The sequence below is a fragment of the Streptomyces sp. NPDC030165 genome, from assembly GCF_055573595.1.
Genome location: NZ_JBVIBD010000015.1, coordinates 147791 through 168927, shown reverse-complemented (window position 1 = coordinate 168927; position 21137 = coordinate 147791). Strand labels below are relative to the sequence as shown.

Below are 21137 nucleotides of genomic sequence, written 5' to 3'. Positions count from 1 at the left end.
CGGCAAGGCGCGCGGCCAAGAACGACCGCCGGTGGCGCGCTACACACGCTACCCCTTCAACGGTGTACGACCCCTCGCCGGGAGCGGCAAATGTCAGCGGCAGCGTCCGGTGGCCGTGTGGTCCGGCGCGACAGGGCCAGGAAAGAGCCATGTCCCGGGCGAGTTGGGGCAGTATTGCTGCGTGGCTGCCGGACGGGCGTCGAGAAGGCCGAGGTTGCCGCGGTTGTCGCGGGCGTCGCGGGTCCCCAAGCCGGGGGCCGGGAGGGCGGCCCGGGCCCCGCGGATCGCCAAGGCTTCGCGGATTTCCGCCGGCCCGCGTGTCCCCAAGGAGGCGCGGGCCTCGTCGGCGTCCACGCGGCCGGGGCGGGAGGGCGGCCGGGCGGGCCGGGGCTGCCGTGCTGTGGGCCGGGCGCTGCGCCGTCCGTTCGCGGCGGCCGGGCGGGGCATACGGCGTGCCACGCACGCGCATGGCGCGGGTGAGTCGGGTCTGGGCAAGCTGATCGAGTTGCACGCGGTGAATTCGGCCGGTGACATGTTGATCACGGTTGCGCTGGCTTCGACGGTGTTCTTCTCGGTGCCGACGGATCAGGCGCGCGGCCGGGTGGCGCTCTATCTGGCGGTCACGATGGCGCCGTTCGCGCTGCTGGCTCCGGTGATCGGGCCGCTGCTGGACCGGGTGCCGCACGGCCGCCGGGCGGCGATGGCCGGGGCGATGCTGGCTCGCGCGCTGCTCGCGCTGACCATGTCGGGTGCGGTGGCGGGCGGTGGGCTGGAGCTGTATCCGGCGGCACTGGGTGTATTGGTGTCTTCGAAGGCGTACGGAGTGGTGCGGAGCGCCGTCGTGCCGCGCCTGCTGCCGCCCCGTATCTCTTTGGTGAAGGCCAATTCGCGGGTGACGCTGGCCGGGCTGCTGGCGACGGGGGTGGCGGCGCCGCTGGGCGCCGGGCTGCATCTGATCGGGCCGGGCTGGCCGCTGTACGGGGCGTGCGCGGTGTTCGTGGCGGGCACGTTCCTGTCGTTCTCGCTGCCGCACAAGGTGGACTCGGCCAAGGGTGAGGGGCGGGCCCGGCTGACGTCCGTGGAGGACGCCGAGGGGTCCGGGAAGGGGGCGGGTGAGCGGCCGGGGAAGGCGCTGGCGGGCGGGCGGCGGCCGGGGCTGCGGACGGTCGGGCCGTCCGTGCTGCACGGTCTCCAGGCCAATGGTGCGCTGCGGTCGCTGTCCGGTCTGCTGACGTTCTTCCTGGCGTTCCTGCTGCGCGAGCATCCGCTGGGCGGGCTGGGGCCGGAGGTCTCGCTGGGGCTGGTGGCGGTGGCGGCGGGTACGGGCAACGCGCTGGGTACGGCGGTCGGCGCGTGGCTGCGGTACCGGGCTCCGGAGCTGATCATCGCGGTGGTGCTGGGGCTGGCGCTGGCCGTCGCGGTCACGGCGGCGGTCTTCTACGCGGTGCTGGCGATCGTGGTGGTGACGGCCGTGGCGGCGTCGGCGGGGCTGTGCCAGGCGTTGGGGAAGCTGTCGCTGGACGCGGTGATCCAGCGGGATGTGCCGGAGGTGGTCCGTACGTCGGCGTTCGCGCGTTCCGAGACCACGCTCCAGCTGTCCTGGGTGGTCGGCGGGGCCGTCGGGATCGCGCTGCCGCTGAACGGGACGGTGGGGCTGGCGGTGGCCGCGGCGCTGGTGGCGACGGGCGCGCTGCTGGCTGTACGGGGCCTGCTGGGCGCGGCGCGGCACGGCGCGCCCCACCCTCGTGTGGCGTGACCGGGGCCGACCGATAGCCTGCCCGCATGACCGCGTTCTCTTCTTGGGGTACAGGCCGCCGTGCCGCTGCCGCCCTCGGTGCCGTGTCCCTGGGGCTCGTCACCCTCTCCGCCTGTGAGAAGCCGACTCCGCTCGCCACGGTGACCGCCGGCAAGGACACCGTGACCGCCGAGGCCGCCTGCTACGACGACGGCAAGGTGCTCGGCGATCTGGCCGCCAGCGACAAGAAGGCGCAGGCCGAGTTCACCAAGTGCCTGACGACCGAGCCCAAGAAGACGCTCACCGTGCACCCGGGTGAGAAGCTGCGGCTCGGTGTCGAGCCGGACGTGGCCGAGGACGGCTGGATCGCGCTGTCCAACAACAGCCCGATCACCAATGTCAGCAAGCAGACGTATCAGGTGGTCGGCAGCGCGGATCAGCTCTTCGTCAACCAGCAGACCCGTAGTCTGGCCGATTCCACCGTGGTGTCCGTCGTGGCCACCAAGGGCGGCAAGTACACGGGCGTGTGGAACGTCAAGCTCAAGCGCGCGGAATCCTGAGTCCGCTGACGTACGCGTGGGGCTGGTGGTGGTGAGGTGCCCGTGACGCGTGTCCTGGTCGTCACCGCCGTCGCGGCCGAGCGCGACGCGGTGGTCGCGGGCGTGGCCGGTGACGGTGGCGCGGAGGCCGTCGCGCTGCCCGCGGGCGGCTACGCGCTGCACCGGGTACGGGCAGGCGAGCCGGCCCCGGGCGAGTCGGCCGGCGTGGTCCTCGACGTGCTCGCCGCCGGGGTCGGCCCGGCCGCCGCTGCCGCCGGGACGGCGACCGCGCTGACCGCCGGAATCTGTGGCGGAGCCGGGTACGACCTCGTCATCTCCGCCGGGATCGGCGGCGGTTTCGCGCCCGGCCCGGACGCGGGCGGGCCCGGCGCCGTGGTCGGTTCCGCGGTCGTCGCGGACGAGATCGTCGCCGCGGACCTGGGCGCCGAGACCCCGGACGGCTTCGTTCCGGTGACCGAGCTGGGCTTCGGGACCGTCGTCCACACTCCGGCTCCGGACCTCGTACGGGCCCTCGCCGCGGCCACCGGTGCCGCGTGCGGCGCGGTGCTCACCGTCTCGACCGTGACCGGCAGCGCGGAGCACGCCGCGCGCCTCGCCGCACGCCACCCGCGTGCCCTCGTCGAGGCGATGGAGGGCTTCGGTGTCGCCGAGGCCGCCGCCGCGCAGGGCTTGCCGGTGCTCGAAATCCGTACGGTCTCCAACCCCGTCGGCCCGCGCGACCGCGCCGCGTGGCGCATCGGGGACGCGCTCGGCGCGCTCTCGGCCGCCTGCGCCGCGCTCCCCCGCGTCCTGACGGCGGCCGGGGCCCCGACCTCCTGGAGGACGCCATGAGCGACGCGCTCAAGATCGCCTATTCGCCGTGCCCGAACGACACCTTCGTCTTCCACGCGTGGGCGCACGGCAAGGTTCCGGGCGCGCCCGCGCTGGACGTCACCTTCGCCGACATCGACATCACCAACGGCATGGCCGAGCGCGGCGAGCTGGACATCCTGAAGGTGTCGTACGCGGTGCTGCCGTGGGTGCTGGAGGAGTACGCGCTGCTGCCGTGCGGCGGCGCGCTGGGGCGCGGCTGCGGCCCGCTGGTGCTGACCAGGGAGCCGGGCGAGGCCAAGGACCTGGCCGGCAGGACGGTGGCGGTGCCCAGTGAGCGGTCGACCGCGTACCTGCTGTTCCGGCTGTGGGCGGCCGACGAGGTGCCGGGCGGCGTCGGCGAGGTCAAGGTGCTGCCGTTCGACGAGATCATGCCGGCGGTACGGGACGGCCGGGTGGACGCCGGGCTGGTCATCCACGAGGCCCGCTTCACGTACCGGAACTACGGGCTGAGCTGTCTCGCCGACATGGGCGAGCACTGGGAGCGCACGACGGGGCTGCCGATCCCGCTGGGCGCGATCATCGCCAAGCGGTCGCTGGGCGCCGAGCGGCTGCGTGAGCTGGCCGCGGCGGCCCGCGCGTCGGTACGGATGGCCTGGGACGACACCGAGGCGTCGCGTGCGTACGTACTGGAGCACGCGCAGGAGATGGATCCGGCCGTCGCCGACCAGCACATCGGCCTGTACGTGAACGAGTTCACCGCCGACCTCGGCGAGGACGGCTACGCGGCCGTGCGCGGCCTGCTCACGCGTGCCGCGGCCGAGGGGCTCGTACCGCCCCTCGGCCGCGATGCGCTGCACTTCGGCTAGCCGGAACCGTCCCGGCTCACGGGCCGGTCGTCAGACGTCCAGCTGGTCGGCGACCGCCCGGAGCATGCCGGCGATCTTCGAGCCGTGCGCTTTGTCGGGGTAGCGGCCGCGCTCCAGTTGCTGGGTGACGCTCTCCAGGAGCGTGGTGAGGTCCTGCACGATCGACGCCAGCTCGTCCGGCTTGCGGCGCTGGGCCGCCGCCACCGACGGCGCGGGGTCGAGGATCGTCACCGAAAGCGCCTGGTCACCGCGCTGGCCGGCCACCACGCCGAACTCGACGCGCTGGCCCGGCTTGAGTGCGTCCACGCCGTCGGGCAGCACCGACGAGTGCACGAAGACGTCACCGCCGTCGTCGCGGGAGAGAAAGCCGAAGCCCTTCTCGCTGTTGAACCACTTGACCTTGCCGGTAGGCACGTCTGTCCTCGTCCTCGTACTCGTCGGAAAACCACTGGGGTCTGGTTACGGTTTACGGTGTTTTCTGCGTGTTCTGCGGGAAAACAGCTCTGGATAGCAGTGCAGCGGGCCACCTGACCCGCCACCCCCCAAGGCTAATGGTCCGGTGCCCGGTGACAAGACGTCGCCGGGTGGTTCCCCCGCGCTTCTGGCCCGGACTTACCCTGGTCGTGTGTCTGACGAAACTCCCCAGGCCGGGGATCTGCTGGTCCGGATCGGCGCGATTGTTTTCCTGATTGGCGCGGTGGCCACTCTCGCCACCGTCGCCCCGTTGTTCATCGGGGCCGATCCGCTGCCGTCCGTCTTCTACTGGGTCTGCATGCTGATGGGTGTCGGCTTCGTCGTGGCCGCAGCCGGAGTGCTGCGTTCCGTCGCGGCGCAGCGGCGGCAGGCGAAGTCCTCCACGGCCTAGAGGCCCGGGTCGGGCGGACTCACGCGCTCCGCCGGGCCCGCTCCGCCACGTACTCCTCCAGCCAGGCCGGGAAGCCGGTCAGGTCGTCCAGGAGGACGTTCGCGCCGGCCGCGCGCAGCTCGTCCGCGTCGCACGGGCCGGTGGCCACGGCGACGGACAGCGCGTCGGCGGTCCGCGCACCGCGTACGTCACCGGTGTGGTCGCCTACGTAGACGGCCGCGCCGTGCGCGCGCAGCGCCTCGGCCTTGGCCTCCGCCCACAGCGAGCCGATGACGGCGTCCGCGCCGATGTCCAGGTGGTCCAGGTGCAGCTTGGCGTTGGGCTCGTACTTCGCGGTCACCACGATCGCCCGCCCGCCGTGGCGCTGGACGGCGGCCACCGCCTCGCGGGCGCCCGGCATCGCGAGCGTCCCGGTGATCGCGTGCGTCGGGTACAGCTCCCGGTACAGGTCGCTGATCTCCGCGACCCGCTCCTCGGGGAACCACCGGCGGATCTCCTGCTCCAGCGGCGGACCGAGCCGGGTGATCGCCGCGTCCGCGTCGACGTAGGTGCCCGTCGCGGCGGACAGCGCCTCGTAGGCCGCCTTGATGCCGGGGCGCGAGTCGATCAGCGTCATGTCCAGGTCGAAGCCGACCGTGAGCGCCTGCGAGGCCGTGGCGACCGTGGGATCGGGTACCGGGGTGTGCGAAGCCATGGTGGCCATTGTGGCCGATGACGGCGGCGGGGCGGGCTCCTACACTGGCCCCTCCTGACTGCGCACCCAGACCCTCCTGACCGCACCCCGCCCCGCGCCGCGGCGCCGTCGCGAAAGGGAGCCGATGCCTGTCGTCCGGGCCAGCAGCCCCAGAGCCTTTGTGGTGAGGCGCCGCGTCGGGTGGACGGCGGTGGCGGTGCTCGCCCTGCTGTTGGCGGTGCTCCTCTCGCTCGCGGTCGGCAGCCGCCCGTTCACGCCGTCCGAGGTGCTCGGAGCGCTGCTGTACGGCGGGGACGGCGATGCCGCGCAGGTGGTGTGCTTCCTGCGGCTGCCGCGCACGCTGATCGGGCTGATGGTGGGCGCCGCGCTCGCCCTCGCGGGCACGGCGATGCAGGGCATCACCCGTAATCCCATCGCCGACCCGGGTGTCCTCGGGATCAGCCAGGGCGCCTCGGTGGGCGTGGTCCTCGCGCTGTCCTTCCTGGGGGTGCACACTCTCGGCGGTTACGTGTGGTTCGCCTTCGCGGGCGCCGGGGCCGCCGCGGTCGTCGTGTACGCGATCGCCTCCCGCGGGCGCGGCGGCGCGACGCCGGTGAAGCTGGCGCTGTCCGGGGCCGCGGTCAACGCGCTGCTCGTCGCGGTGACGATGGCGGTGCTGACGACGAAGGCCGCGGCGCTGGACGAGTTCCGGTTCTGGCAGGTCGGTTCGCTGACCGGCCGGGACAGTGAGGTCGCCGCGCGGATCTGGCCGTTCCTGCTGGCGGGTGCGGTGCTGGTGCTGTCCGTCGCGCGCGGCCTGGACGCGCTGGCGCTCGGTGACGACGTGGCGCGGGGGCTCGGGCAGAACGTCGCCGCCGTACGCGTCGTGGCCGGGCTCGGGGCGGCCGTACTGACCGGCGCGGGCGTCGCGGCCGCCGGGCCGATCGCCTTCGTCGGCCTCGCCGTACCGCATCTCGCCCGCGCGGCCGTGGGCGGCGGCCACCGCTGGCTGCTGCCGGTGGCGGCGCTGTTCGGCCCGGTCGTCGTGCTGGTCTCGGACACCGCCGGGCGCGTGCTGTTCCCGCCGTCGGAGGTGCCGGCGGGTGTGATGACGGCACTGATCGGCGTCCCGTTCCTGGTGGTGCTGGTGCGGCGGAGGGGGGTGGCGGCATGACGGCCCCGGTGACCGGATGCGGTGCCGCGGTGCGGCGGGGGCGTGCGCGGCCCACGGGGTACGCCCTCGTGCGCGCCGGGCGCGCGTCCTTCCTCGTGCACCGGCGCTCGGTGGCTGTCGCCGGCGTGCTCGCCGTGCTGCTCGCCGTCGTCTGCCTGGCATACCTGTGCGTCGGTGAGTCCTTCGTGGCCCCTGGTGAGGCCCTGAGGGCCGCGTTCGGGCGGCCCTCGCCCGCCGGGCTGGTCGTTGGCACGCTGCGGCTGCCCCGGATGGTGGTCGGGCTGCTGGTCGGCGCGGCGTTCGGCGTCGCGGGCGCACTGATCCAGACCGTCGCCCGCAACCCGCTCGCCAGCCCGGACGTCATCGGCGTCACCCAGGGCGCGAGCGCCCTGACGGTGGGTGCGATGACGTACGGCGTCACCTCGTACGCCGTCCTGCCGTACCTGTCGGTCGCCGGCGGCGTCCTCGCCGCCGCCCTCGGCTACGTCTTCGCCTGGCGCGGCGGTCTGCACGCCACCCGCTTCGTCCTGATCGGCATCGGTATCGCCGTCGCGCTGCGCTCGGTCACCCACCTGTTCCTCACCAAGGGCGACTACCTCGTCGCCCAGCAGGCGCAGGTGTGGATGACCGGCTCGCTCAACGGGCGCGGCTGGGCCGAGGCCGCGCCGCTCGGCTGGGCGCTGTTGGTGCTGCTGCCCGCCGTCCTGTGGGCGGCCCGCGCCCAGCGCGCCGTCCCGATGGACGACGACACCGCGACCGCGCTGGGCGTACGGCTGAACCGCACCCGGCTCGGCCTGGTCGCGCTCGGCGTGGTGCTGGCGTCGACGGCGACCGGCGCGGCCGGGCCGGTCGATTTCGTGGCGCTGCTCGCCCCGCAGACCGCCCGCCGCCTGACCCGTACGGCACCGCTGCCGCTGCTGTGCTCCGCGCTGCTCGGCGCGTTCGTCGTCGTCCTCGGCGACCTGCTCGCCCGCAAGCTCCTCGCGCCGACCGAACTGCCGGTGGGTGTGCTGACCGCGGCCGTCGGCGCCCCGTACCTGATCCACCTGATCATGCGCAGCCGGGCCGTGGGAGGACGAGGGTGACCGAGGGCGTGGAGGGCGTGGAGGGCGGCGGGGGCGTTCGGGAGACCGGGGGCACCGGGGACGCCGGGGGCACGGGAGGCGCGGGAGGCTTCATCGGTGCGGGAGGCTCCGGGGACGCAGGCCCCCTCGGCAGCCGGCTCACGGCCCGGGATCTGACGCTCGCCTACGAGGACCGCACCGTCGTCGACGGGCTCGACCTCGACATCCCGCACGGCGCGGTCACGGTCGTCGTCGGCCCCAACGCCTGCGGCAAGTCCACGCTACTGCGGGCGCTGGGCCGGCTGCTCAAGCCGCGCCGCGGCGCGGTCCTGCTGGACGGCGCGGACCTGGCCCGCATCCCCACCAGGAAGATCGCCCGGACGGTGGGGCTGCTGCCGCAGTCCCCGGTGGCGCCCGAGGCGATCACCGTCGCCGACCTGGTCTCGCGCGGCCGCCAGCCGCACCAGCACTGGTGGCAGCAGTGGTCCGAGGCGGACGAACGGGCCGTCGCCGAGGCCATGGACCGTACGGACGTGGCGCAGCTCGCCGACCGGCCGGTGGACGAACTGTCCGGCGGGCAGCGGCAGCGTGTGTGGATCGCGATGGCGCTCGCCCAGGAGACCGATCTTCTGCTCCTGGACGAGCCGACGACCTACCTGGACATCTCGCACCAGGTCGAGGTGCTGGATCTGATCCGGCAGCTCAACCACGACCGGGGGCGCACCGTCGTCGCCGTCCTGCACGACCTCAACCAGGCCGCGCGCTACGCCGACCACCTGGTCGCCATGAAGCAGGGGCGCATCGTCGCGCAGGGGCGCCCGTCGGCGGTCGTGACGGCCGGGCTGGTGCGCGAGGTGTTCGGGCTGGAGTCGGTGGTCGTACCCGATCCGGTGACGGGCTCGCCCCTGGTGGTGCCGGGGCGGCCTTGGCAGGCTCCGGGTGGGGAGGGCACGGTCGTACGGGGCCGTTCCTGAGCCGGCTCGTCGGGCGTTCGGCGTTGTCGTGCGTCCAGTCCAGCGAAAGGGCTTGTCATGCCGCTCTCCGCAGTCCTCCGTCCGGGTCAGCGGGCCGGGCGCCACCGTGCCGTGCTGTCCGTGGCCACCGCGCTGGCCGCTGCCATGACGCTGGCCGCCTGCGGGTCGGGCGGTTCCGGCGGCTCGTCCGGAACCGGCAGTTCCGGCGGCTCTTCGGCCGAGGCCGCCGACTGTCCGGCCCAGCCCGCCACCACCTGGGCGCGGCCCGCGTCCGGCGGGGGCACACACCAGGTCCGTACGGCGCAGGGCGAGGTCGCGGTGCCCGACGCGCCGAAGCGGGTGGTGGTGCTGGACACCGCGGAGCTGGACTCCGCGATCACGCTCGGGGTCCGCCCGGTGGGCGCCACCCGCTCCGACGTGGCCGGCGGCTTCCCGAACTACCTGCCGAAGGACAAGCTCGCGGGCATCGAGGACGTCGGCAAGATCGGCGCGCCGAACCTGGAGGCGGTCGCCGCCCTCAAGCCCGACCTGATCCTCACCAGCAAGGTGCGCGACGGCAAACGGTACGAGCAGCTGAAGGCCATCGCGCCCACGGTCATGACGGAGACCACCGGCTATCCGTGGAAGCAGAACTTCGCCACCCACGCCGACGCGCTGGGCAAGATCCCCGAGGCGAAACGGGCGGCCGCCGCGTACGAGGCACACGCCGAGCGGGTCACCGCGGCGCTCGGCGGGACCGCGGCGGCCAAGCGCACCACCACCAACGTCGTCCGCTTCGTCGAAGGCGCCGACACCCGTATCTACGGCTGCCGCAGCTACATCGGCACCCTCCTCGACGACGTCGGCACCGGCCCGACCAGCGTGGTGCAGGACGCGCCGGACGGCATGATGATCGAGGTCAGCGCGGAGCAGATCAACAAGGCCGACGCTGACGCGGTCTTCTACACGGCGTACGGCAGCCCCGAGAAGTCCAAGGAGACGCAGGTCACCGGCGGGGCGCTGTGGAAGAACATGAAGGCGGCCAGGAACGGCCGCACGTTCCGCGTCGACGACGAACTGTGGATCCAGGGCATCGGCTACACGGCGGCCGGCAAGATCCTGGCTCAGGTGCAGGAGAAGCTGGCGAGGAAGTAGGCGGGGGACGAGGAAGCAGGCGGGACGGGCGAGCCGGTTCGCGTACGGTCCGCCCGCCTCACCCGGCGCTCAGCGCGGCTGCCGCCGCATCCGCCACACCAGGAACAGCGCCGAGGCGACCGCCGCGACCCGCACCATCACCGGCAGCACCCCGGCCAGCTCGTGCCCCAGCTGCCCCTCGGCAATGGGTTCGCCCCACCGCCCGTCCACGCGGCCCCACAGCCACACCATCAGCCCGCCCACGATCACCCCCGGCACGCCGAGCGCCGCGAACTTCGCCTCGCCGCGCGGCAGCCGCCGGGACGTGTACGCGATCACCCAGCCACCGGCCAGCGCCAGCCACGAACCCAGCACCGCACCCGTGACCAGCAGCAGCACGGCCAGCAGCAGGACGGGACTGAGCGGCGGCCGCGCGGCCTGCACGTACTCGGCCGGCTCGGGCTCCTCGGCGTACGGCTCGGGCGCGGCCGACCGCCGCCGCCACGCGAGGACCCGGGGCAGCACCCGGGGCAGCACACCGGCGCGCGGCTCTGCGGCCGTCTCCTCGCCGTGCTCGCCGTCCGTCTCCCCGTCCTCGGCCTCCTCGTCGTCCGCCTCGCCGTCCTCGCCCCGCTCGCCCTTCTCCAGGGACAGCGGGCCGTCCTTCCGCTCGCCCGGCGGGCGCTCACGGACCTCCGGGATCTCGATGCCGCCGATGAAGCCGGGCACCGTCTCGCCGGGCTCGTACGGTCCGTACGGCCCGAACGGGCTCTCCTCGACGCGCCACCAGTCGGGCTCGTCGGCCCCTTCGCCGAAGGCCACGGTGCTGTCGCCGAGCTCGTCGAAGCCCGCGAGGTGCGGCGGGGAAGCGGCCGGCGGCGGCTCCGGCTCCCGCGCGCGGACGGAGCGGCGTCTGCCGTCGCGCGGCGCGGGGACCTTGCCGGCGAGACCGCGCAGCCCTTCGCCCAGACCGGACAGGCCCGGGAGACCGCCGCTCCTGGTCGAGCCGGTGTTCCTGGTCGAGCCGTCGCTCTTGGCCGTGCCGCCGTCCGGGCCGTCGGAACCGACGGTTCCGCTCGCCTCTCCGGGGGCGCCCTTACCGCCGTCCGTACCGCTGCCCGTTCCGTCACCCTGGCCGAAGCGGCGCGCGGCCCCGCCCAGCTTGTCGCGCAGGCCCGGCCGCGGCGGCGGTTCCGCCCCGGCCGGCGGCGTCCGCGTGGCCGGCGGGCCGCTGCCGCCCGCCGCCGTCACCACCGCCTCGGGCGTACCCAGCCGGGCCAGCACGCGTCTGACCCCGGGCACCGTGTCCGGCTTCGCTGCGTCCACCTGCGCCCGCAACTCGGCCACCAGGCGCATCCGCGCCCCGGAGGACAGCCCGCGCCGCTGGGCCAGATCCCCGACCCGGCTCAGATAGTCAAAGACCAGCTGGTCGCTCTCGATCCCCACGAAATCCCCTGTGGCACAGCCCGGTTCCCTCCCGAGACCGTACCCCCGATCGCCCTTCCCACGGGGGTGGCGAGGCCGACCGGCCCGCGTGCGGTACGTAGCGGCCGGTGTCGGCGGCGCGGCGCCGCACCCGCCATCGTCACACGCCCCCGCTACCGTGTAGCGGATGAGTGAAACACCCCGCACGCTCGCCGAAGAGCTCCGCACCCGCCCCGACAGCGGGCTCGCCGACCTGCTGCGGGCCCGCCCCGACCTCCTCAACCCGGTCCCCGGCGACCTGACCCAGCTCGCCACCCGGGCCGGCACCCGCGCCTCGGTCGTCCGGGCGGTGGAGCGCCTGGACCGCTTCGCGCTGCAGACCGCCGAGGCGCTGGCGGTGGCACCGGACCCCTGCCCGTACGAGACGCTGCTCGCGCTGATGGCGGGGGACGCGGGGACGGGCGGGGCGGACGGCCCGGAAGGGGAAGTTCCGGCCCTGGCCTCCGCCATCGCCGCCGAACTGCCCCGCGCCCTGCGCACCCTGCGCGGCCAGGCCCTGGTCTGGGGCGGCGACGACCGGCTGCGCCTCGTCCGTACGGCCCGCGAGCTGCTCGCGCCCGGACCCGCGCACCCCTCCCCCACCGGCCTGGGCCCGACCGTCGCCGAAGCCACGTCCGGCATGTCGCCCGGCCGCCTCCAGGAGATCCTGGCCGCCGCCGGACTGGCCGCGACCCACGACCCGGTGACCGCCGTCGCCGCCCTGACCGGGCTGTTCGAGGACCGTACGCGGATGGCCGCGCTGCTCGGTGAAGCGCCCGACGAGGCGCGCGCCGTACTGGACCGGCTGGTCTGGGGGCCGCCGTACGGGGCCGTCACGGACCGGCCCGCCGCGCACCTGCAATGGCTGCTGGACCGCGGGCTGCTGCTGCCCGCCGGGCCGCGCAACGTCGTTCTCCCCCGTGAGGCAGCGCTCCACCTGCGCGCCGGGCGCGCGCACCGTGTGCCCGAGCCGTTGCCGCCCGCCCTCGCGCCCACCACCGAACGCGATCCACAGCTTGTGGACAGCGCCGCCGCCAGCCAGGCGTTCACCGCGCTGGCCACCGTCGAGGAACTGCTCAAGGAGTGGGACCTCGGCGGCCCGGGCGTCCTGCGCGCCGGGGGCCTGTCGGTCCGCGATCTCAAGCGGACCGCCGCCGCCCTGGACGTCACCGAACAGACCGCCGCGTTCTGGCTCGAACTGGCCTACGGCGCCGGGCTGCTGGCGTCCGACGGCGAAGCCGACGAACGGTACGCGCCCACCCCCGCCGCCGAGGACTGGCGCCAGCTCCCGGCGGAGCAGCGCTGGGCCCGGCTGGCGGCATCCTGGCTGGCGGCGACCCGTACGGCAGGACTGGTCGGCACCCCCGACCCGAAGGGCCGCACGCTGTCCGCGCTCGGCCCCCACCTCGACCGTTCCGCGGCCCCCGAGGTACGCCGCCGGACGCTCACCCTGCTCGCCTCCCTGGCCCCCGGCACGTCCGTACCGGCCGAAGCCGTACTGGACCGCCTCCGCTGGGAACGCCCGCTACGCGGCGCGGCCCAGGCACCGGCCCCCGCCACGACCAGCGGCACGAGGACAAGCGCCGCCCGCCGCCCCGACGCGGCCCCCGCATCCACCCCCGCCCCGGACACCGACGCCGCACGCAACGCGGCCACGGCCTCCACGCCGCCCGCCGCCGACGACCTGCGCTCCCGGATCGCCCGGTGGACGCTCACCGAAGCCGAACTCCTCGGCATCACCGGCCGCGGCGCCCTGGCCACCCACACCCGCGCCCTCCTGCAAGCCGGCACCGAGCCCGGCGCCGGCTCCCCCAGCGCCGAGGACCCCACCACCCGCGCCGCCGCCCTCCTCGCCCCCCTCCTCCCCGAACCCCTCGACCACGTCCTGCTCCAGGCCGACCTGACCGCCGTCGCCCCCGGCCCTCTCGAACGCCCCCTCGCCGACGCGCTCGGCGTGCTCGCCGACATCGAGTCCAAGGGCGGCGCCACCGTCTACCGCTTCACCCCGGCCTCCGTACGCCGCGCCCTGGACGCCGGCCGCTCCGCCGCCGAGCTGCAGTCCTTCCTCTCCGCGCACTCCCGCACCCCGGTGCCGCAGCCGCTCGCCTACCTCATCGACGACGTGGCCCGACGCCACGGCCGGCTCCGCGTCGGCGCGGCCTCCGCGTACGTACGCTGTGACGACGACGCGCTCCTCACCGAGATCCTCGCCGACCGCCGCGCCGTCGGCCTGCGCCTGCGCCGGCTCGCCCCGACCGTGCTCGCCTCGGCCGCCCCGCCCGACCAGCTCCTGGAGGGCCTCCGGGCGATGGGCTACGCCCCCGCCGCCGAATCCGCCGAGGGCGACGTCCTCATCGCCCGCCCGGACGCCTACCGCACCCCGCCGCGCACCGCGCCCGCCCCGGTCCCCGAGGGCCCGCCCGCCCCCGACACCACCCTCCTCGAAGCGGCGGTCCGCGCCATCCGAGCCGGCGACCTGGCCGCCACCGCCGAACGCAAGCCCACGAACACCCCCGCCCCGGCCCCCGGCGCCCTCCCGCGCACCACCTCCGCCGAAACCCTCGCCACCATGCAGGCCGCCGTCCTGACCGACGCCACCCTCTGGATCGGCTACGTCAACGCCGACGGCGCCGCCAGCCAGCGCGTCATCGCCCCCGTCCGCGTCGAAGGCGGCTTCGTCACCGCCTACGACCACACCGCCGACGAGGTCCGCACCTTCCCCCTGCACCGCATCACGGGCGTGGCGGAGCTGGCGGACGAGACGGCTTCCTGAGGGGCGCGGAGGCGGGTGGGAGCCGGTCGCGGGGCCGGTCTCCCGGCCCCGGAACCGTCAGCGCCTCTGCCGCACCAGAGCCCCAGGGTCCACCTCGACCGGAAGCGGCTTCTCGATCAGCGTCACGCGCCCGGCCTCGGCCACGGCGCGCTCCACGTAGCGGCCGTTCTCCAGCTCGCAGACGACCAGGGTCGGCACGGGCTCCAGCTCCAGCCGCCACAGGTGCTCGATCCCGGCCTCCGCGTAATACGGCGGCTTGAGCAGCCGGTCGGTACGGCGCCCGGACGACGACGGCGAGACGATCTCGACCACCAGCAGCACGGCCTCGGCGTCGAAATTGACCGGGTCCTGATCGGCGGCGGCGGCATCCACCACAGCGATGTCCGGGATGAAGAGGCCGTCGGGCAGGATCACGTTGACCGCCTCCAGCACCTCGACCGGAGCGCCCTCCGCTTCGACGGCGGCGTCCAGCGTCTGCCACAGACGAGACGACGCCCGCTGGTGCTTGGCTCCCGGAGCTGGTGACATCAAGAGCGCTTCCCCCATCAATTCGCGACGCTGACCACGGTCCTCCCCCAGAGCCAGGACCTGCTCTATCGTCCAGGGGCCGTAGTGATCCTCGTGTGCAACGCTCATCACGCCACCTCCTCAGCGGGAACCATCGTCATCAGTGTGGCATTCGCCACTGACATCGCGCCGCCGGCTTGACAGCGCTCCGCTCACGCGCCCCGGCCGGCCGTGTCCAGAGGCCGCGCGGCCCTCACCTACCCACAGACAGATCACCCGCACCGGGCCCTGAGTGCGCTGCTGCGCTCGCCGGCCGTGCCGCCGGCAGCGCCCGCGCCGTCGGTCCGTGCCCGAAGAGCCGGAGGTGATCGCTCGCGCATGCGGCACACTGGACGTTTGGCCGTACGGACGGCCGGGTGCCGCGGTCGGGCTGGGGAACGGCCGGGTGCAGGTGACGCGAAAGGCGAGGCGCGTGAACGGACCTCTCATCGTCCAGAGCGACAAGACGCTGCTGCTGGAAGTCGACCACGAGCAGGCGGAGGCGTGCCGGCGGGCCATCGCGCCGTTCGCGGAGCTGGAGCGGGCGCCGGAGCACATGCACACGTACCGGGTGACGCCGCTCGGGCTGTGGAACGCGCGGGCCGCCGGGCACGACGCCGAGCAGGTCGTGGACGCGCTGGTCGGGTTCTCGCGGTATCCGGTGCCGCATGCGCTGCTGGTGGACATCGCCGAGACGATGTCGCGGTACGGGCGGCTGACGCTGAGCAAGCACCCGGCGCACGGACTGGTGCTCACCACCACCGACCGGCCGGTGCTGGAGGAGGTCCTGCGGTCGAAGAAGATGCAGCCGCTGGTGGGGGCGCGGCTGGACCCGGACACGGTGGTGGTGCATCCGTCCGAGCGCGGGCAGATCAAGCAGACGCTGCTCAAGCTGGGCTGGCCGGCCGAGGACCTGGCCGGGTACGTGGACGGCGAGGCGCATCCGATCGAGCTGGACGAGCAGGGCTGGGCGCTGCGGCCTTATCAGGAGCACGCCGTCGAAGGGTTCTGGCACGGCGGGTCGGGTGTCGTGGTGCTGCCCTGTGGCGCGGGGAAGACGCTGGTGGGGGCCGGTGCGATGGCGCGGGCCAAGGCGACCACGCTGATCCTGGTCACCAACACCGTCTCGGCGCGGCAGTGGAAGCACGAGCTGGTGAAGCGGACGTCGCTGACCGAGGACGAGGTCGGTGAGTACAGCGGTACGAAGAAGGAGATCCGGCCGGTCACGATCGCCACGTACCAGGTGCTGACGACCAAGCGGAAGGGCGTCTACCCGCACCTGGAGCTGTTCGACTCGCGGGACTGGGGGCTGATCGTCTACGACGAGGTGCACCTGCTGCCGGCGCCGGTCTTCAAGTTCACCGCGGATCTTCAGGCGCGGCGGCGGCTGGGGCTGACCGCGACGCTCGTACGGGAGGACGGGCGCGAGTCGGACGTCTTCTCGCTGATCGGTCCGAAGCGCTTCGACGCGCCGTGGAAGGAGATCGAGGCGCAGGGGTACATCGCGCCGGCGGACTGTGTCGAGGTACGGGTCAACCTGACCGAGTCGGAGCGGCTGGCGTACGCGACGGCCGAGCCGGAGGAGAAGTACCGGTACTGCGCGACGACGGCCAGCAAGCAGAGCGTGACCGAGTCGCTGGTGCGGCGGCACAAGGGCGAGCAGACCCTGGTGATCGGGCAGTACATCGACCAGCTCGACGAGCTGGGTGAGCACCTGGGGGCACCGGTCATCAAGGGGGAGACGACCAACGCGCAGCGCGAGAAGCTCTTCGACGCGTTCCGGGAGGGCGAGATCTCGGTGCTGGTCGTCTCCAAGGTCGCCAACTTCTCGGTCGACCTGCCGGAGGCGACGGTCGCGATCCAGGTGTCGGGCACGTTCGGGTCCCGGCAGGAGGAGGCGCAGCGGCTGGGGCGGGTGCTGCGGCCCAAGGCGGACGGGCACGAGGCGCGGTTCTACTCGGTCGTCGCCCGCGACACCGTCGACCAGGACTTCGCGGCGCACCGGCAGCGCTTCCTGGCGGAGCAGGGGTACGCGTACCGGATCGTGGACGCGACCGAGCTGTTGGCTGAGGGGTGAGCGGTGGGCCCGTCCCCGGGCGGTGTCAGCGTTCGGGGGTGTAGGCGCTCAGTTCCGGGGAGCGGCGGGCGCTGCGCGGCAGGGGGAACGGGCGGCGGGCCAGGGCGGTCGGCGGGGCGGCCGGGGGCCGGCGGCTCCACCAGGCCACCGCCGCCAGCATCGCCAGTCCCAGGACCGGGTACGGGGCCGCCAGCGGCTGCTGCCACCAGGAGAACCGCAGGTCGAGGTCGCCTTGGTGCGGGAGCACCCACATCGTGCGGGCCATGAAGGCGAGCGCCACGACCGTGAGCAGCACCCGGCGCCACCGTACGCCGCGGATGTGCGCCCCGAGGGCGACCAGCAGCGGCACGCACCACACCCAGTGGTGGGACCAGCTGATCGGCGAGACGAGCAGGGCCGTGACGGCGGTGCACAGCACGCCCCAGGAGTCCAGGCCGCGCCGCAGGTACACGCGGCGGGCGACGAGGAGTCCGGCCATGCCGGTCAGCAGCGCCGCGCCCGCCCACAGCAGGCCCGGTTCCTCGGTGTGCAGGCAGCGGGCCAGCATGCCTTGCAGGGACTGGTTGTCGACGATCCACGCCTTGCCGACCCGGCCGGTCTCGAACATCCGCCGCGTCCAGAACTCCACACTGGCGTCCGGCAGGACGAGCACCCCGAGCAGCACGGAGCAGACGAAGCCGGCCAGGGCGGTGCAGGCGGCCCGTACCCGGCCGGTGATCAGCAGGTAGACGGCGAAGACGGCCGGGGTGAGCTTGATGCCCGTGGCGAGGCCGACGGCGAACCCCTTCAGGCGGGCACCGTCCGGGCGGGCCAGGTCCCACAGGACGAGGCAGGTCAGGGCGATGTTGATCTGTCCGAAGACGAGCGTCTGGAAGAACGGTTCGAGCCAGATGGCGCATGCGGTGGCGACGAGCACGGCGGGCAGGGTCCGCGCGCGCCGCAGCCGGGACGCGCCCGCGGGGTCGCTGGTGCCGGTGGCGTACGCGGCCTTGTACGAGAGGTGCAGCAGGACCGGGACGAGGGCCACGTTGACGAGGACGGAGGCGACCTTGAGAGCACCGACCGGGAGCCAGGTCGTCGGGATGAACAGCAGGGCGGCGAAGGGCGGGTACGTCGCGGGGAGGTTCCACTCGGTGACGGTGAAGCCGTACAGGTCACCGCCGGTCGCCGCGGCCTCACCTTCGGCACGGTAGACCACTATGTCCGACATGGACAGGCTTACCAGCTGGAATACGGTGGCCAGCGCGGCCAGTGACACCACGAGCAGTACCGCCGCGGCGACCGTCTTCCTGTCCGGGTGTGTGAGGTGCCGCGTCCACGGCCGTCTGTGCGGTAGCGACCGCGTCCCCTCGGCGGCAGACACTTGTTGAGCCCCTCCTCGTCGCCGGACGCACGCTGTCTGCGGTGACGCTAGTCGATCGAGACCGACTGTTTGTAACGGTTTCCGGTCATCCGGTTGCTGGTTGGGTGGCCGACAGGGGCGGGAGAGGCCCTACGGGCCGGAGGGCCTACAGGCGGGAGAGGGCCGAAAGGCACGAGGGAGAAGGCCCGCGGGCGGGAAGGCGGGCAGACGGGGCACGCCCCCGGAGCGCGGCTCAGTCGTCCGCGTACTCCCCGAGGAGGACGACGCCGACCGCGGCGGCGGCGAAGACCTTGACCGCGCGGAAGACGTTGCCGACCGTGTGCCGCTGCTCGTGGGAGCGCGGCTCACGGTCCGCGTCCGCGCCGAGGGCGGTGGCGCCGTGGGTCGGGGGCAGGGTGGCTGGGGTGATGGTTGCGCTGCTCATGACTCCATGATGGTTTTCGCGCGGGGCCCGCACATCGGCCCACGGGCCCATCCCGCACCGGACTTCGGTCAGTCCCTGGACCCATGCCGACCCCTACGGGAGATGGACGTGGACGGGCGGAAAGTTCAGGGGCCGTCGCGACTCGGGTGCCGGGAGTACCCCGTCACCGCAGGTCGGCCCCGCCGTGGAAAACCGTTGGCGTCCCCGATAGCTGCTGGCTACAATCGCCGGTCTGCCCGCCTCCCCCAGCGGAGTGCCACCGGCCGCACGGAAACCGGCCGGCTTCTCGCTTCACGATTCCGAACGCATCTGCACGCATCTGAAAGCACCCGAAGACGCCTACGAGTACGCCGTCACGTACGTACGTAGCCGGATCCGCCGGAGGCAACACCGTGCCCTCGCACGCCCACGACCAGGCGCCCGCCCAGCCCCAGGACCGTACCGAGCCCCAAGGCCGTACCCGGACCCGGTCCCACGACCAGCCGGACCCCCTGGAACGCGAACGCGCCCACCTCGCCGGCTCCCGGGCCGCGCTGCGCGCCATGCGCGCGGACGCCGAGGCGCTGAACATCGCCGACGTGACCGCGAACTGGGTCAACGCCGAAGTGCTCCAGGGCGAGGTCGACGCCCGTATCAAGGCACTCGCCGACCTCGCCCACACCCCGCTCTTCTTCGGGCGCCTGGACTACCTGCACGCCCCGGGCGTGGACGCCGCCGAGGGCGCTCAGGGCGAGAACTTCTACATCGGCCGCCGGCACGTCCACGACGCCGACGGCGACCCCATGGTCATCGACTGGCGCGCGCCGGTCTCGCAGCCGTTCTACCGGGCCTCCAAGAAGGACCCGATGGACCTCAGGCTGCGCCGCCGCTTCGGTTACACGGGCGGGCAGCTGACCGCCTACGAGGACGAGCACCTGACCGACCCGTCCGAGGCGGAACGGCACAGCCAGCTGCTCCAGTCCGAGATCGAACGGCCGCGGGTGGGCCCGATGCGCGACATCGTGGCGACGATCCAGCCGGAGCAGGACGAGATCGTGCGCGCCGGGATCGGCGGTACGGTCTGCGTCCAGGGGGCGCCGGGCACCGGCAAGACCGCGGTGGGCCTGCACCGGGTCGCGTACCTGCTGTACGCGCACCGTGAGCGCCTCGCCCGGTCCGGCACGCTCGTCATCGGACCGAACCGCTCGTTCCTGCACTACATCGAGCAGGTGCTGCCCGCGCTGGGCGAGTTGGAGGTCAAGCAGGCCACCGTCGACGACCTGGTGGCGCACGTCGAGGTGCGGGGCACGGACGACGCGGCGGCGGCGACGGTCAAGGGCGACGCGCGGCTGGCGGAGGTGCTGCGGCGGGCGGTGTGGTCGCACGTGCGCACGCCGTCCGAGGCGTGCGTGGTGGTGCGCGGTTCGCGGCGCTGGCGGGTGCCGGCGTACGAGATCGAGGAGATCGTCGAGGAGCTGCTGCGCCGCGACATCCGCTACGGCGCGGCCCGGGAGGCGCTGCCGCAGCGCATCGCGCACGCGGTGCTCGTACGGATGGAGCAGGCGGGCGAGGCGCCGGACGACCGGGTGCAGGACGCGGTGGCGCGCAACGCGGCGGTCAAGGCCGTGGTCAAGGAGGTGTGGCCGCCGGTCGACCCGGCCAAGGTGGTGCTGCGGCTGCTGGGTGACGCGGAGTTCCTGGCCGAGCAGGCGGCGGGCATCCTGACGCCGGAGGAACAGAAGACGATCCTGTGGGCGAAGCCGGCGCGCAGCGTGAAGAGCGCCAAGTGGTCGGCGGCGGACGCGGTGCTGATCGACGAGGCGGCGGATCTGGTCACCCGTACGCACTCCCTGGGCCACGTGGTGCTGGACGAGGCGCAGGACCTGTCGCCGATGCAGTACCGGGCGGTGGGCCGGCGTTGTTCGACCGGTTCGGCGACGATCCTGGGCGACATCGCGCAGGGCACCACGCCGTGGTCCACCGACACGTGGGAGGAGGCGCTGGCCCACCTGGGCAAGCCGGGGGCGCGGATCGAGGAGCTGACGCTGGGCTTCCGCGTGCCGCGCGAGGTGATCGCGTACGCCTCGCGGCTGCTGCCCGCGATCGCGCCCGACCTGACCGAGGCCACCTCGATCCGTGAGTCCGCGGGGGACTTCACGATCCGGCCGGTGCCGGCGGCGGAGCTGGAGGCCGCGGTCATCGCCGCCTGCCGCGAAGCGCTGGCCAAGGAAGGATCGGTCGGTCTGATCGCGGCCGAGGCCCGGCTGCCCGCCCTGCGCGCGGCGCTGGACGCGGCGGGCCTGGCCGTCCTGGCGCCCGGCGAGGAGACCTCCGCCGAGGCCCGGCTGACGCTGGTCCCGGCCACGCTCGCCAAGGGCCTGGAGTACGACTACGTGGTCCTCGACGAGCCCGCCGCGATCGTCGACGGCGAGCCGGACGAACGCACCGGCCTGCGCCGCCTGTACGTCTGCCTGACCCGGCCGGTCTCCGGGCTGACGGTGGTCCACGCGGCGGCCCTGCCGGAGAGGCTGGGCGCGGTGGCCGGGTGAGACGGGGGCGGTGAGGCGGGTGTTTTGTTTTTTCTTCCGGAAGAAGGACCCCCCCTCCCCCCCCTCCCTCCCCCCCGACCATGCCCCCCCCCCCCCCCCCCCCCCCCCCCCCCCCCACCCCCCTC

General features: G+C 73.9%; 18 protein-coding genes. 12 read left to right on the top strand and 6 right to left on the bottom strand.

Features of this window, described 5'->3' with window-relative positions; all coding sequences use genetic code 11:
* Nucleotides 1–400 precede the first annotated feature (400 nt).
* From ACZ4Z1_RS26910 to ACZ4Z1_RS26895, 4 genes are read left to right on the top strand one after another with little or no spacing between them, the layout of a single operon-like run.
* Nucleotides 401–1756: an MFS transporter gene (locus ACZ4Z1_RS26910; RefSeq protein WP_468489182.1), complete on the top strand. Its 1356-nt coding sequence runs from the start codon at nucleotides 401–403 to the stop codon at nucleotides 1754–1756.
* Nucleotides 1757–1782: 26 nt separating this feature from the next.
* Nucleotides 1783–2295 carry a hypothetical protein gene (locus ACZ4Z1_RS26905; protein WP_361156982.1) on the top strand — a complete coding sequence of 171 codons (513 nt, stop codon included), beginning with the start codon at nucleotides 1783–1785 and terminating at the stop codon, nucleotides 2293–2295.
* 36 nt (nucleotides 2296–2331) lie between these two features.
* Nucleotides 2332–3126: a futalosine hydrolase gene (locus ACZ4Z1_RS26900; protein ID WP_468489181.1), complete on the top strand. Its 795-nt coding sequence runs from the start codon at nucleotides 2332–2334 to the stop codon at nucleotides 3124–3126.
* Complete coding sequence (locus tag ACZ4Z1_RS26895; RefSeq protein WP_468489180.1) at nucleotides 3123–3974, top strand: 1,4-dihydroxy-6-naphthoate synthase; 852 nt, start codon at nucleotides 3123–3125, stop codon at nucleotides 3972–3974. The genes ACZ4Z1_RS26900 and ACZ4Z1_RS26895 overlap by 4 nt, the downstream gene beginning before the upstream one ends.
* A gap of 30 nt (nucleotides 3975–4004) precedes the next feature.
* Here ACZ4Z1_RS26895 and ACZ4Z1_RS26890 read toward each other — a convergent pair whose 3' ends face one another.
* On the bottom strand, nucleotides 4005–4388 hold the full coding sequence (locus tag ACZ4Z1_RS26890; RefSeq protein ID WP_031001692.1) for a cold-shock protein: 384 nt from the start codon (nucleotides 4386–4388) through the stop codon (nucleotides 4005–4007).
* 211 nt (nucleotides 4389–4599) lie between these two features.
* On the opposite strand from ACZ4Z1_RS26890, the gene ACZ4Z1_RS26885 reads away from it, so the two are divergent.
* Nucleotides 4600–4839: a hypothetical protein gene (locus ACZ4Z1_RS26885; protein WP_468489179.1), complete on the top strand. Its 240-nt coding sequence runs from the start codon at nucleotides 4600–4602 to the stop codon at nucleotides 4837–4839.
* Between the two features lie 19 nt (nucleotides 4840–4858).
* Here the strand turns inward: ACZ4Z1_RS26885 and ACZ4Z1_RS26880 are convergent, their stop codons facing one another.
* Nucleotides 4859–5542: an HAD family hydrolase gene (locus ACZ4Z1_RS26880; RefSeq protein WP_468489178.1), complete on the bottom strand. Its 684-nt coding sequence runs from the start codon at nucleotides 5540–5542 to the stop codon at nucleotides 4859–4861.
* 115 nt (nucleotides 5543–5657) lie between these two features.
* Here ACZ4Z1_RS26880 and ACZ4Z1_RS26875 point away from each other — a divergent pair, with 115 nt between their 5' ends.
* The 4 genes from ACZ4Z1_RS26875 to ACZ4Z1_RS26860 all read left to right on the top strand — a co-directional run bounded on the left by ACZ4Z1_RS26875 (nucleotide 5658) and on the right by ACZ4Z1_RS26860 (nucleotide 9858).
* Nucleotides 5658–6686 carry a FecCD family ABC transporter permease gene (locus tag ACZ4Z1_RS26875; RefSeq protein WP_468489177.1) on the top strand — a complete coding sequence of 343 codons (1029 nt, stop codon included), beginning with the start codon at nucleotides 5658–5660 and terminating at the stop codon, nucleotides 6684–6686.
* The gene (locus ACZ4Z1_RS26870; RefSeq protein WP_468489176.1) at nucleotides 6683–7771 is read left to right on the top strand and encodes a FecCD family ABC transporter permease; all 1089 of its coding nucleotides are present in this window, start codon (nucleotides 6683–6685) and stop codon (nucleotides 7769–7771) included. The genes ACZ4Z1_RS26875 and ACZ4Z1_RS26870 overlap by 4 nt, the downstream gene beginning before the upstream one ends.
* Nucleotides 7772–7863: 92 nt before the next feature.
* Nucleotides 7864–8724, top strand: a complete 861-nt coding sequence (locus ACZ4Z1_RS26865; RefSeq protein ID WP_468489266.1) for an ABC transporter ATP-binding protein — start codon at nucleotides 7864–7866, stop codon at nucleotides 8722–8724.
* Nucleotides 8725–8781: 57 nt separating this feature from the next.
* Nucleotides 8782–9858, top strand: coding sequence for an ABC transporter substrate-binding protein (locus ACZ4Z1_RS26860; protein ID WP_468489175.1), 1077 nt, complete (start codon nucleotides 8782–8784; stop codon nucleotides 9856–9858).
* Nucleotides 9859–9927: 69 nt separating this feature from the next.
* Here the strand turns inward: ACZ4Z1_RS26860 and ACZ4Z1_RS26855 are convergent, their stop codons facing one another.
* Entirely contained in the window at nucleotides 9928–11283 is a 1356-nt protein-coding gene (locus tag ACZ4Z1_RS26855) for a hypothetical protein (protein WP_468489174.1), read from the bottom strand.
* Between the two features lie 166 nt (nucleotides 11284–11449).
* Here ACZ4Z1_RS26855 and ACZ4Z1_RS26850 point away from each other — a divergent pair, with 166 nt between their 5' ends.
* Nucleotides 11450–14074, top strand: coding sequence for a helicase-associated domain-containing protein (locus ACZ4Z1_RS26850; protein ID WP_468489173.1), 2625 nt, complete (start codon nucleotides 11450–11452; stop codon nucleotides 14072–14074).
* A 57-nt stretch (nucleotides 14075–14131) separates the two neighbouring features.
* Here the strand turns inward: ACZ4Z1_RS26850 and ACZ4Z1_RS26845 are convergent, their stop codons facing one another.
* Entirely contained in the window at nucleotides 14132–14710 is a 579-nt protein-coding gene (locus tag ACZ4Z1_RS26845) for a Uma2 family endonuclease (protein ID WP_468489172.1), read from the bottom strand.
* Between the two features lie 343 nt (nucleotides 14711–15053).
* Here ACZ4Z1_RS26845 and ACZ4Z1_RS26840 point away from each other — a divergent pair, with 343 nt between their 5' ends.
* Nucleotides 15054–16697: a DNA repair helicase XPB gene (locus ACZ4Z1_RS26840; protein WP_468489171.1), complete on the top strand. Its 1644-nt coding sequence runs from the start codon at nucleotides 15054–15056 to the stop codon at nucleotides 16695–16697.
* Between the two features lie 25 nt (nucleotides 16698–16722).
* Here the strand turns inward: ACZ4Z1_RS26840 and ACZ4Z1_RS26835 are convergent, their stop codons facing one another.
* Both ACZ4Z1_RS26835 and ACZ4Z1_RS26830 read right to left on the bottom strand, forming a co-directional pair.
* Complete coding sequence (locus tag ACZ4Z1_RS26835; protein ID WP_468489265.1) at nucleotides 16723–17964, bottom strand: glycosyltransferase 87 family protein; 1242 nt, start codon at nucleotides 17962–17964, stop codon at nucleotides 16723–16725.
* A gap of 328 nt (nucleotides 17965–18292) precedes the next feature.
* Nucleotides 18293–18484, bottom strand: a complete 192-nt coding sequence (locus ACZ4Z1_RS26830) for a hypothetical protein (RefSeq protein ID WP_468489170.1) — start codon at nucleotides 18482–18484, stop codon at nucleotides 18293–18295.
* 491 nt (nucleotides 18485–18975) lie between these two features.
* On the opposite strand from ACZ4Z1_RS26830, the gene ACZ4Z1_RS26825 reads away from it, so the two are divergent.
* Complete coding sequence (locus tag ACZ4Z1_RS26825; protein ID WP_468489264.1) at nucleotides 18976–21012, top strand: HelD family protein; 2037 nt, start codon at nucleotides 18976–18978, stop codon at nucleotides 21010–21012.
* Nucleotides 21013–21137 lie beyond the last annotated feature (125 nt).